At 66.9% G+C, this 12,297-nt stretch carries 9 protein-coding genes; 6 read left to right on the top strand and 3 right to left on the bottom strand.

All coding sequences use genetic code 11. The annotated features are described in order from the left end of the window. Positions 1-13: 13 nt before the first annotated feature. On the bottom strand, positions 14-1,465 hold the full coding sequence (locus M1D40_RS15140; RefSeq protein WP_461169357.1) for a PucR family transcriptional regulator: 1,452 nt from the start codon (positions 1,463-1,465) through the stop codon (positions 14-16). Between the two features lie 166 nt (positions 1,466-1,631). Between M1D40_RS15140 and M1D40_RS15135 the strand changes: the two genes are divergently transcribed. Beyond that, entirely contained in the window at positions 1,632-3,062 is a 1,431-nt protein-coding gene (locus M1D40_RS15135; protein ID WP_341393274.1) for a gamma-aminobutyraldehyde dehydrogenase, read from the top strand. Between the two features lie 67 nt (positions 3,063-3,129). After that, positions 3,130-4,482, top strand: coding sequence for a 4-aminobutyrate--2-oxoglutarate transaminase (gene gabT / locus M1D40_RS15130; RefSeq protein ID WP_461169356.1), 1,353 nt, complete (start codon positions 3,130-3,132; stop codon positions 4,480-4,482). Between the two features lie 12 nt (positions 4,483-4,494). Here the strand turns inward: gabT and M1D40_RS15125 are convergent, their stop codons facing one another. Continuing rightward, positions 4,495-5,175, bottom strand: a complete 681-nt coding sequence (locus M1D40_RS15125; RefSeq protein WP_461169355.1) for a TetR/AcrR family transcriptional regulator — start codon at positions 5,173-5,175, stop codon at positions 4,495-4,497. 171 nt (positions 5,176-5,346) lie between these two features. Here M1D40_RS15125 and M1D40_RS15120 point away from each other — a divergent pair, with 171 nt between their 5' ends. From M1D40_RS15120 to M1D40_RS15105, 4 genes are all read left to right on the top strand, one after another. Continuing rightward, positions 5,347-6,753, top strand: coding sequence for a flavin monoamine oxidase family protein (locus M1D40_RS15120; RefSeq protein WP_461169354.1), 1,407 nt, complete (start codon positions 5,347-5,349; stop codon positions 6,751-6,753). Between the two features lie 12 nt (positions 6,754-6,765). Beyond that, complete coding sequence (locus M1D40_RS15115; protein ID WP_461169353.1) at positions 6,766-7,662, top strand: universal stress protein; 897 nt, start codon at positions 6,766-6,768, stop codon at positions 7,660-7,662. After that, positions 7,659-9,194: an APC family permease gene (locus M1D40_RS15110; RefSeq protein ID WP_461169352.1), complete on the top strand. Its 1,536-nt coding sequence runs from the start codon at positions 7,659-7,661 to the stop codon at positions 9,192-9,194. The genes M1D40_RS15115 and M1D40_RS15110 overlap by 4 nt, the downstream gene beginning before the upstream one ends. A 214-nt stretch (positions 9,195-9,408) precedes the next feature. After that, the gene (locus M1D40_RS15105; RefSeq protein ID WP_461169351.1) at positions 9,409-11,049 is read left to right on the top strand and encodes a CAP domain-containing protein; all 1,641 of its coding nucleotides are present in this window, start codon (positions 9,409-9,411) and stop codon (positions 11,047-11,049) included. Positions 11,050-11,151: 102 nt separating this feature from the next. Here M1D40_RS15105 and rarD read toward each other — a convergent pair whose 3' ends face one another. Beyond that, a complete protein-coding gene (gene rarD, locus M1D40_RS15100; RefSeq protein WP_461169350.1) occupies positions 11,152-12,225 on the bottom strand; it encodes an EamA family transporter RarD in 1,074 nt (357 codons plus the stop codon). Positions 12,226-12,297: the final 72 nt, after the last annotated feature.

Below are 12,297 nucleotides of genomic sequence, written 5' to 3'. Positions count from 1 at the left end.
GCCGGATTCCTGATCAGCCCTGTCCGAGACCGAGCCGGCGCACGTGCAGAGCCAGGAACAGGTGCACGCGGTCCGCGGTGACGGCCGGGTCGTAGCCGGTGAGGTCCGCTATCTGCCCGAGCCGGTAGCGGACAGTGTTCCGGTGCAGGCCCAGGGCGTCGGCAACGGCGGCCACCGACCCGTTCAGGGCCAGATACTGCTCCAAAGTGTCCAGCAGACTCGCGTCATGGAGGGCATCAAAATCCGTCAGCGGATCCAGTGCCTCAGCCGCCAGATCCGCCAGCGGAACATCGGCGCCGGACATCAGCAGCGAGGTCAGGCTCAGCCGTTCGGGTTCATTGATGCTCTGCCCGCGCTGCAGAGATTCCTTTGCTTCAAAGTAGCTCCAGCGCAGCCCGGCAGGTTCGGCATAGGATCCGCCGAACCCGATCCTCGCCGTCAGCCCGGTGCCGTAGAGGTAGTCGCCGAGAACGCGTGCCAGCGCGGCGCCGTCGCCTTCGGCCACCACCACGGCAAGCCGGCCGTCGACGACGGCGGTGGCGGCGCCGTCGAACTCCGGGGGCAGCGGCAGGGCGGGCAGCGAGCGGACCTGGCCGGAGGCTACCTCCACCAGGAAGGTCAGCTGCCGCCGGGCGGTGGAGATTCCGGCGCCCAGCAGCCGCAGCGCCGCATCGTTGCCGGTCAGGCGTCCTGCCACCACATCGGAGAGCAGCTGGCCGGTGACAGCGCGGTCCCGGGCCCGCCGCCGGGCCTGGTTGCTCAGCTCCACGCTGATGAGGCTTTGGGCGTAGGCAACAATATCGGGGCGCCGGTAAGGCTCGGTGATGACCAGCGTGCAGCGGTCCCGGAGCCCGGTCGCGATGGGGATGCGGTGCCGGGAGGAGGCCGTGCCGGAGCCGGTTCCGGAAAGGGCCCCGCCATCCGAACCGGCCGCCAGCACCCGTGCCCCGTATTGGTACAGCGCCACATCGTTGCCCAGCAGCACGGCGAGTTCCTGCAGCAGTCCCGGCAGTCCGTTGCCGCCCAGCAGTGCTCCGGCCAGGGACTGGTGGGCTGCCAGCAGCTCCCGCAGCTGCGTGACGTGGTCGGTGGAGAGGGCATCGGCAACCATCTTGCCCAGCGCGACAAAAGGGGTTTCGTACGGCACCTCAAACACCGGCAGGCCGTGCAGATCGGCAGCTTCGATCAGGGCCGCCGGCACTTTGGCATGGCTCAGGCCGGTGCCAAAGCCAATGGCAACCGCCCCGGCCCGGTGCACACTGTCGACGAAGCTGCGCTGCACGGCTCCCGTGCGCTGCCGCAGCCCGGTGGTCAGGACAACCTCGCCGCCGCCCAGGAAGGGAAACGGGTCCTCCAATTCGGTGACGGCCACCCAGTGCAGGGGAGCAGGGGAGACCGGAGCGGTTCCGTGCGGGCGCAGGTCCAGCTCCGGGGCGGCCAGCAGGTCGGACAGGTAGATCGGCATGGAGCAACTATAGAGCTCCGTTGTTTGGTCGCCTGCACAGTTACGGCCCGTGACTCTTGTCCGGTTGCCCCTTTGGAACACGGACGTCACCGCCTAGGTTTGGAGGAAAGCCCCGGACGCCGGCGTCCGGGCATTCTTCATCCTGAAATCCTGAAAGGACAATGCGATGGCGCAGACGCTGCAGAACTTTATTAACGGAGAGTTTGTTCCGGCCCGGGGAACCGAGCAGCTGGAGATCGTCAACCCCGTCAACGGCGAAGTGGTGGCTTCCTCTCCGGTGTCCGTCCGGGCCGACGTTGACGCCGCCATGGCCGCGGCAGCAGCCGCGTTCAAGACCTGGAAGCGGACCACGCCGTCAGAGCGCCAGCTGATGCTGCTGAAGCTCGCCGACGCACTGGAAGCAAACTCCGATGAGCTGGTGGAAGCCCAGCACCGCAACACCGGGCAGGTCCGCTCCATCATTGCAGCCGAGGAAGTGGCGGTTGGAGCAGACCAGCTGCGGTTCTTCGCAGGCGCCGCCCGGCTGCTTGAGGGCAAGGCCGCCGGGGAGTACATGGAGGGGCACACCTCCTTCATCCGCCGCGAGCCCATCGGCGTCGTGGCGCAGGTGACCCCGTGGAATTATCCGCTGCTGATGGCGGTCTGGAAGATCGGCCCCGCGCTCGCAGCGGGCAACACCGTGGTGCTCAAGCCCTCCGACACCACGCCGGAATCCACCCTTGTCCTGGCCCGGCTCGCCGGTGAGATCTTCCCCGCAGGCGTCCTGAACGTCGTCCTGGGCACCGGTGAAACCGGGTCCGCGATGGTGGAGCATCCGACCCCCGGCCTGGTTTCCATCACCGGCTCCGTCCGCGCCGGCATTGCCGTGGCGTCGGGTGCAGCCAAGACGCTCAAGCGTGCGCACCTTGAACTGGGCGGCAAAGCGCCGGCCGTGGTCTTCGCCGACGCCGACCTGCAGAAAACAGCACAGGCCATCGCCGAGTTCTCCTTCTTCAACGCCGGGCAGGACTGCACAGCCATCACCCGCGTACTGGTGGAGGACTCCGCGCAGGACGAGTTTGTGGCGGCCCTGGTCGAACACACCAAGACGCTCGAAACCGGGCACGAGGACGACGAAGCCAACTACTTCGGCCCGCTGAACAACATCAACCACTTCAATGCGGTCAACGCCGTCATCGAGTCCCTGCCGGAACACTGCAGCATCGCCACCGGCGGCAGACGGGCCGGCGCCAAGGGCTTCTTCTTTGAACCCACTGTGATCACCGGCGCCCGCCAGGACGACGACGTGGTGCAGAAGGAAACCTTCGGCCCCGTCATTACCGTGCAGACCTTCACTACGGAGGACGAGGCGGTGGAGATGGCCAACGACGTCGAATACGCCCTGGCATCCTCCGTCTGGACCACCAACCACGGCCGGGCCATGCGCCTGGCCCGTGACCTGGACTTCGGTGCGGTCTGGATCAACACTCACATCCTGCTCACGGCCGAAATGCCGCACGGCGGGTTCAAGAGCTCCGGCTACGGCAAAGATCTGTCGATGTACGGCGTGGAGGACTACACCCGGATCAAGCACGTCATGACGGCCCTGGACGCCTAGTTCCCCTCACGGCCGGCAGCAGCCCGCCGCACCCTTTTTTCGCAGCACCGTTCGAAAGGCACACCCCATGAGCACCCAAGCCGTTCCCGCTTTCCGGCTGGAACAAAAACGCAGCATCAACGGCACCTTTCCCGGGCCGAAGTCCGTCGAGCTGAACACCCGCCGCGCCGCCGTGGTCGCCAAGGGCGTGGCGTCCTCCGTTCCGGTCTACGTGGCCGACGCCGACGGCGGGATCATCCGCGACGTTGACGGCAACTCCTTCATCGACCTGGGCTCGGGCATTGCCGTGACCAGCGTCGGTGCCTCGGACCCCGCCGTCGTCGGCGCCGTGAAGGAGCAGGTGGACCACTTCACCCACACCTGCTTCATGGTGACCCCGTACGAGGGCTACATCGCCCTGGCCGAAAAGCTGCAGGAAGTCACGCCGGGCACCCACGAGAAGCGCACCGTCCTGTTCAATTCCGGGGCGGAGGCGGTGGAAAACGCGATCAAGATTGCCCGCGCCGCTACCGGACGGAACGCCGTCGTCGCCTTTGACCATGCCTACCACGGCCGCACCAACCTCACCATGGCGCTGACTGTCAAGGCGATGCCGTACAAAACCGGGTTCGGGCCGTTTGCCTCCGAGGTCTACCGGATGCCCATGAGCTACCCGTACCGCGAGGAAAACCCTGAGATCACCGGCACCGAGGCCGCCGAGCGTGTCATCCTCGCCATTGAAAAGCAGATTGGTGCGGACCAGACCGCCGCCATCCTGATCGAGCCGATCCAGGGCGAGGGCGGCTTCATTGTCCCGGCCGAGGGTTTCCTCCCGCGCCTGGCGCAGTGGGCCGCCGACAACGGTGTTGTCTTCATCGCCGACGAGGTCCAGTCCGGCTTCTGCCGCACCGGCGAGTGGTTCGCCGTGCAGCACGAGGGCGTGGTTCCTGACCTCATGACCATGGCCAAGGGCATTGCCGGCGGCCTGCCGCTCTCGGCCGTCACCGGGCGCGCAGAACTGCTCGACGCCGTCCATCCGGGCGGACTGGGCGGCACCTACGGCGGCAACCCGGTCGCCTGCGCCGCAGCACTGGCGGCGATCGACACGATGGAAACCTCTGACCTGGCCGGCCGGGCCCGCCGCATTGAAGAGATCTGCGTTCCCCGCCTTCGGGCGCTGGCTGAAGAGACCGGTGTGATCGGCGAGGTGCGCGGCCGCGGCGCCATGCTGGCGCTGGAGTTCGTGAAGCCGGGCACCAAGACGCCCGACGCCGAGATCACCAAAGCGGTGGCAGCGGCCTGCCTGGCCGAAGGAGTCATCATCCTGACCTGCGGAACCTACGGCAACGTGGTGCGCCTGCTGCCGCCGCTGGTTATCGGCGAGGACCTGCTGGCTGACGCCCTGGACGTCCTCGAAGCTGCCGTCCGCTCCGCCGTTTAGCAGCTGACCGCCCTAGGCGTGGCCGGACTCCACCCGGAGTCCGGCCCGCCGGGCCAGCCCGGTGACCAGGGCGTCCAGTCCCGCCTCGAAGGCGCTTTCCGCCGCCCGGCCCTCGGACCGTCCGGACTGTTCCCGGACCGCAGCGGTAAAGTGCGGGCTCTGCCCCGCCAGAGCGCCGGTCTCAAAAATATCCTGTGGCGCCACGGCGTCGTACGCGGATCCGTAGATGAAGGATTCCAGCGCCACGATGGCCGGCACAATCTGCGCGAGAGGCCAGCCGGCGCGGACCAGTCCCTCGGTGACCGCCTCGTACATGGCCAGCGTGCGGGGAGCGCCGCTGACCTGGAGCACGGCAATGACCGGAATCAGCGGTGTGTGCCGCGCAAACACCTTCCGGTACGAGCGGGCCCAGCCCCGGAGCGCCTGATCCCACGGCAGCTCCGCGAAACCCGATGTGTCCACCGAAGACATGACGTGGTCCTGCAGCCAGCGGAGCACTTCCTGCTTGGAATCCACGTGGTTGTACAGCGCAGACGGAGCCACCCCCAGCCGCTTGGCCAGGGCGGACATGGTCAGGGCACCGTAGCCGCCCGCCTGAATGATCGCCAGCGCCGCCGTGGTAATCCGCGCCTGCGAAAGGACTTCCTTTACCGGCCGCCCGGCACCCCTGCGGTGCGGTTCATCCCTTGTCATGTGCCCATTTTCCTTCCGCGGTTCGGGTCTTCATGGTTTCACGCAGCCGTCACATTTCCCTCTTTCGCTTCCCAGCGGACGTGACCCACGCTACAGTCTCGTTCTAATAAATGAACAGCATTCATTTATTCGAAGGACACTGGCGGCCCTCCGGCCGCAGGAAAGGACACCGTGCAGACGCTGGAACGTGACGTTGTAATCATTGGAGCCGGACCCTCGGGGCTGAGCGCTGCCCGCAGGCTCAAGGCCGCGGGGCTGTCCGTCGCGGTGCTGGAGGCCCGGGACCGGGTGGGCGGCCGCACCTGGACCGACACCATCGACGGAGCCATGCTCGAGATCGGCGGCCAGTGGATCTCCCCGGACCAGACGGTGCTTTCCGCCCTGGTGGAGGAGCTGGGCCTGGAAACCTTTGAACGCTACCGTGCCGGTGAGTCCGTCTACATCTCGCCGGACGGCACCCGGCGCACCTACTCCGGCGACATGTTTCCGGTGGGGGAGCGCACCGAAAAGGAAATGCTCCGGCTGATCGGCATCCTGGACCAGCTGGCCGCGGAAACGGATCCGGCCGCCCCCTGGAAACATCCGCGCGCCCGGGAACTGGACACGGTGTCCTTCCACAGCTGGCTGCGCGAGCTGTCCGACGACGAAGAGGCGTGCAACAACATCGGCCTGTTCGTGGCGGGCGGCATGCTCACCAAGCCCGCCCACGCCTTCTCGGTGCTCCAGGCGGTGCTGATGGCGGCGTCGGCCGGATCCTTCTCCCACCTGGTGGACGAGGACTTCATCCTGGACCGGCGCGTTGCCGGCGGCATGCAGCAGGTCTCCGAACGCATGGCTGCCGACCTGGGTGACGACGTCGTGCCCTCCAACCCCGTGCGCTTCCTGCGCTGGCCGGGGGAAGACGGCACCGCGCACGACGGCGTCACGGCCGTTGCGGACAACGTCACCGTCCATGCCCGCTACGCCGTCATGGCAGTGCCGCCCAACCTGTATTCGCGGGTGTCCTTCGACCCGCCGCTGCCGCGCCGCCAGCACCAGATGCACCAGCACCAGTCACTCGGCCTGGTCATCAAGGTCCACGCCGTGTACGCCACGCCGTTCTGGCGGGACAAAGGTCTGTCCGGCACCTGCTTCGGCGCCGGGGCACTGGTGCAGGAGGTCTACGACAACACCAACCACGAAGACCCCCGTGGCACGCTGGTGGGGTTTGTTTCGGATGAGAAGGCCGACGCGATGTTCGCGCTCTCCGCTGAAGACCGGCGGCAGGCCATCCTGTCTTCCATCGCGGCTTTCCTCGGCGAGGAAGCGCTGAGCCCGGAGGTCTACTACGAGTCCGACTGGGGCTCCGAGGAGTGGACCCGCGGCGCCTACGCCGCCAGCTACGACCTCGGCGGCCTGCACCGCTACGGCCCGGACCAGCTGGCCCCGGTGGGTCCCATCCACTGGTCCTGCTCCGACCTCGCCGCAGAGGGCTACCAGCACGTAGACGGAGCGGTCCGGATGGGCCAGCTCACCGCCGACAGCATCCTCGCCGCCGCGTCAGCCGAAACGTCCGCCGCAGTATCCGGACAGCGTTAAAGAGGAGTCCGCATGCGTTACGTCGTGGGATACACCGCCAATGAGAGGGGCCGGGACGCCCTGAACCTCGCGGCCGTCCTGGCCCGAAGCCAGGACGCGGAGCTGGATCTGGTCATGGTCGACCCGGTGCATTCTCCCTATACCGCCGTCTATCCGCCCGAAAGCGGATACCGGGACCTGCTCGAGGAACAGCTGAAGATCTGGCTGTCCGATGCCCTGGCTGCGGTTCCCTCCGATGTGCGCGCCGCCGGATACATCCGCAACGCGGACTCCGACGCCAGCGGACTGATAGCTGCAGCCGATGAACTGAACGCAGCACTGATTGTGGTGGGCGCCGCCAGCAACGGACTCTTCAAACGGTTCACCGTCGGCAGCGTTGCCAATGCGCTGCTGCATGCCGCGCAGGTGCCGGTGGCACTGGCACCGCGCGGCTACAGCAGGACCGGGACGCTGACCCGGATCACCTGCGCCGTGGGCAACCGCCGCGGTTCCGAGGACGTGCTGGAAACAGCGGTGGCGACGGCGGCGCGGAGCGGACTTCCGCTGCGGCTGGTGTCGCTGGTGGCGCTGGACGCCTCCGGGCGGGACGGCGACGCCGTGCTGGAGGCGGACCTGCACGCAGCCGACCGGCTGGCCCGGGCGCAGGAACTGGCTGCCGGCCGCTGCCCGGTAACCGCCGTCGTCGCGCAGGGCAGAACGATTGAGAACGCCATAGACGACCTGGAGTTCGACGACGGCGAAATCATGCTCATCGGGTCCAGCCGGCTGGCGCAGAACAACCGTCTTTTCCTGGGCCCCACTGCCAGCAAGGTGCTGCGCAGCCTTCCCGTTCCCATGGTGGTGGTGCCCCGGAACTTCCGGTCACGCCCCGCCGGCGGCACATCCCGTCCGACAGAGGTGACCGAATGAGCTCAAGCAAAATTGTTCCGGCCAAGCAGAGCCAGTCCAGCGGACTCAGCCGCAAGGGGCTGAAATCCGGCACCGTGGGGCTGCTCGGCGCGGTGGTGATCGGGGTGTCCTGCATTGCGCCGGCGTACACCCTGACGGCGGGTCTGGGGCCCACCGTCTCCGAGGTGGGGGTGCAGCTGCCGGCCATTTTCCTGGTGGGCTTCATTCCCATGATCCTGGTGGCACTGGGCTACCGGGAACTGAACAAGGCCATGCCGGACTCCGGCACGTCGTTCACCTGGGCCACCCGCGCCTTCGGTCCGTGGGTTGGGTGGATGGGCGGCTGGGGGCTGATTGCGGCCACCATCATTGTGCTGTCCAACCTCGCCGCCGTGGCCGTTGACTTCTTCTATCTGATGCTCGCTCAGGTGACCGGCAACGATTCGCTGGCGGAGCTGACCACCAACCTGCCGCTGAACATCCTCACCACGTGCGTCTTCATCGCCGTGGCCTGCTGGATCTCCTACCGAGGCCTGGAAACCACCAAGGTGTTCCAATACATTCTGGTGGGCTTCCAGCTGCTGGTCCTGGGGTGGTTCTCCGTGGCGGCCTTCCTCCACGTTGGAGCGGGAACCGCCTTTGACGCCACCCCGATCACCGCGGAATGGTTCAATCCCTTTGCCGTGGAGTCCTTTTCCAGCTTCGCCGCCGGCGTCTCGCTCTCCATCTTTGTCTACTGGGGCTGGGACGTGACGCTGACCATGAACGAGGAAACGAAGGATCCGGGCAAGACGCCGGGCCGTGCGGCAACGGTGACGGTGTTCGTCATTGTCCTGGTCTACATGATGGTTTCCCTTGCCGTGCTGTCCTACGCCGGTGTCGGTGAGGGGGAACTGGGAGCAGGGAATCCCGAGAACCAGGAGAGCATCTTCGCGGTCCTGGCCGGTCCGGTCATGGGACCGTTTGCCATCCTGATGTCCCTGTCCATCCTCAGCAGTTCAGCCGCATCGCTGCAGTCCACCTTCGTGTCGCCGGCACGCACGCTACTGGCGATGGGGCATTACCGGGCACTTCCCCGGCGCTTCGGCGGCATCAGCCCGGTGCACAAGTCCCCGGGGTACGCCACCGTCGCCTCCGCCGTGGCTGCGGCGGGTTTCTACACCGTCACCCGCCTGCTGTCGGAAAACGCACTGTGGGACACCATCACCGCCCTGGGCCTGATGATCTGCTTCTACTACGGGATCACCGCCCTGGCCTGCGTCTGGTATTTCCGGGCCGAAGCGCTGAGCGGCGTGCGCGATTTCCTGCTGAAGTTCCTGGCGCCGCTGCTGGGGGCCGTCATCCTGTTCGTGATGTTCCTGAAGACCGCGGCTGACTCCATGGACCCCGACTACGGCTCCGGCTCCTCAGTGGGGGGAGTGGGGCTGGTCTTTGTGCTGGGCACCGGCGTCATAGCCCTGGGAGCCGTGCTGATGATGTTCATGTATTTCCGGAATCCCGGCTACTTCCGCGGTGAAACCCTGCGGCAGGGAACCGCCGCAGACCGGGAGTAGCGCCCCGGGCAGTCTCCTGCGTGTCCAACTTGTTATTGCCGTTACTGATGATAATGAAGGTGTTGTTGTCTATTAGAGGGGCCTAAGGTAAGTTCACATCGTTGCCCCGTGACGTTTTTGCCGGGCACCGCAGCTCTCTGGGGAGGCTGTGCATGGTCTGGCTTCGGTGTTTTCGCTTTGGCGGTCACCAAGTCTCGAGGCATAAGGAAAGACAATGCGCGTTAAGAAACTTGTGGGCGTTTTCACGGCGCTCGCCATTGCACTTTTGACGGCGGTGATCTCGATTCCGTCCGCAGCTGCCAGTTCCGCGGATGCACAATTCGCGAACCGCCTGTACGTACTGATCAATGATTACCGGGCGCAGCATGCACTGGCGCCGCTGCGCTGGGATGCGCAGATGTCCGGCGAGTCCCAGTCCTGGACGCAGCAGTCCGCTGACCAGGCCAACATCCACGGTGCCGGCGTCTTTCAGCACAGCCCCGGGTCCTATGCCTTCCACGAGAACATTGTCTGGAACATGAGTGCAGACGAGGCTTTCTCCTGGTGGGTCAACTCACCCGCCCACCGCGCCAACATGCTGCGCGCCGCCGACACCGACATCGGAATCGGCGCCGTGCAGCTGACTGCCGGCCCGAACCGCGGCGTCTACCTCGCCACCGCACAGTTCGGCCGGTCCACCGTTACTCCTGCGGATGAAGCCGCAGCACGGGAAGCAGCCGAGCGTGCCGCAGCGGAGAAGGCAGCCGCCGAAGCCGCAGCGCGCGCCGCAGCGGAAGAAGCAGCAGCGAAGGCAGCGGCCGAGGAAGCCGCCGCGAAGGCTGCTGCCGATGCCGCCGCCGCGGAAGCCGCTGCACAGAAGGCAGCCGCCGATGCAGCAGCAAAGGCTGCCGCTGAGAAGGCCGCCGCTGACGCTGCCGCAAAGGCTGCCGCTGAGAAGGCCGCCGCTGACGCTGCTGCCCAGGAGGAAGCTGCTGTGCCCGCACCCGGTGCCACGCAGCCTGCACAGGACAAGGCCGCCGAAGATAAGGCAGCCGAAGAGGCAGCCGCAGCCAAGGCTGCTGAAGAGGCAGCCGCAGCTAAGGCCGCCGAAGAGGCAGCTGCGGCTAAGGCCGCTGAAGCTGCCCGGGCGGCCGCTGACGAGAAGGCTGCAGCCGATGCGGCTGCAGCTGAGCAAGCCGCAGCTGCAGAGCAGGCAGCGGCCCGCGAAGCCGAAACCGCTGCCGAGCAGGACGCAGCCGCACTGGAGGCCGCTAAGGCTGCCGAAGCAGAGGCAGCCGAGCAGGCCGCCGCTGAAGAAGCTGCAGCCGTACAGGCAGCAGCGCAGAAGACTGCAGCTGATGCCACCGCACGCCAGGCCGCTGAGAAGAAGGCCCAGGCCGCTGCGGCAGCGGCCATCGAACAGGTGTCGCTCGGAAACGAAGCTCTCCTGACAGCCTCGGCGCGGGGAACGGCTACAGCCGTTGCCACCGGCAGCCAGCTGCGAATCTCCGGCCTGGACGCAGCTGCTTCCTATGAAGTCGTTCTTCCGTCCGCAGGCGTCAATTTGGGGGCCACCACTGCCGACGCCGGCGGCTCGCTGGCTGTGGCTGTTCCCGCCGTGCTGACGGCCGGCGAGCACAAGGTGGCACTGTTCCGCGACGGGATCCTGGCAGGGTGGACAACGTTCACCGTCGAGCAGGCCGTTACGGTCCTGGCAGCCCAGCCGGTTCCTGCAGCTGACGGAAAGACCGAACTGGCCGCAACCGGTTTGAACGCCGCACAGCTGGCCATCGGCGGGATCGGCGCCCTCATGGCACTGACCGGAGCGGCAGCACTGGTGGCCCTGCAGCGCCAGCGCAGCACCTCCGCACTGTAACCTTCGCGGGCTCCTTCACCGGAGTTCGAAAAAAGCCCCGCCCACCGGTCACCGGTGAGCGGGGCTTTTTTGCGTCTTAGGCTGCTGCTCTGGGCCGCTTTCTTAGGCCGCTGCCGCCGCGCGGAGAAGCCGGTTGCGCCGCGGACCGCCCATCATGTCCACGGTCAGGATCACCAGCGCCAGCCAGACCAGCCCGAACCCGGCCCAGCGCTCCGGCGGCATGACTTCCTTGAAGACCGCCAGGGCGATGATGAACTGGAGCGTGGGGGCCAGATACTGCAGCATTCCCACGGTGGACAGCGGAAGGCGACGGGCGGCGGCACCGAAGAAGATCAGCGGAACTGCCGTCACGATCCCGGAGGCCGCCAGGAGCCAGAAATGCGCGGGACCGTTGGAAAGAATGGTTGCTGTGCCGTTGAGGGACATCCACACCAGGACGGCGATGGCCACGGGCGTGAGGACTGCGGTTTCAATGGTCAGGCTGGAAATGGCGTCCACCCTGCCGCCCACGCCCTTCTTGACCAGTCCGTACGTGCCGAAACTGAAGGCAAGGATGAGGGCGATCCAGGGGACGGTGCCGTAGGCCAGGGCCAGGACCAGCACGGCAACAAAGCCGACGCCCATCGCCACCCACTGCAGCGGCCGCAGTTTCTCCTTGAGCACGATCACGCCCAGCAGCACCGACACCAGTGGATTGATGAAGTAGCCCAGCGCCGCTTCCACGGCATGTTCGTTCAGCACGGCCCACGCGTACGTGGTCCAGTTGACCGCGATCAGGACCGCGGCACCGCCCAGGGTTCCTACCAGCCGGAAGTTCCGTGCGGCAGCCCGCAGGGTCCGCCAGGACCGCATCACGGTGAGGAGGGCGGCGCAGAACACCAGCGAGAACACGATGCGCGCGGCAACGATCTCCACGGCGCCGGCCGGAACCAGCACCATGAAGTAGAGGGGCAGCAGGCCCCACAGCATGTAGGCGCCGACGCCGAAGAGTAGGCCGGGGGTGTTCTCGCCCCGGGTGCGTGCAGCCGGTGCGCCGCCGCCGGTGCCGGCCGCCGTCGTGCCGGAAGCGCTGCCCGCTGCCGGGCCGGCAGTGCCGGACCCTGCCGGGGAAGGCGGGCGGAAGGACTCGGGTGAGGGTGCGGAGCGCGGAGCGCCTGTTCCGTTTGATGATGACACGTGATCCTCAACATAACTCGAGCAATGGGTATTCCCGGGCCGCAGCGGAGGGCACGGCAGGCCATCCAAGGC

It is taken from the genome of Arthrobacter sp. Z1-15 (assembly GCF_054792395.1).
This window is presented reverse-complemented; position numbering and strand designations above follow the sequence as displayed.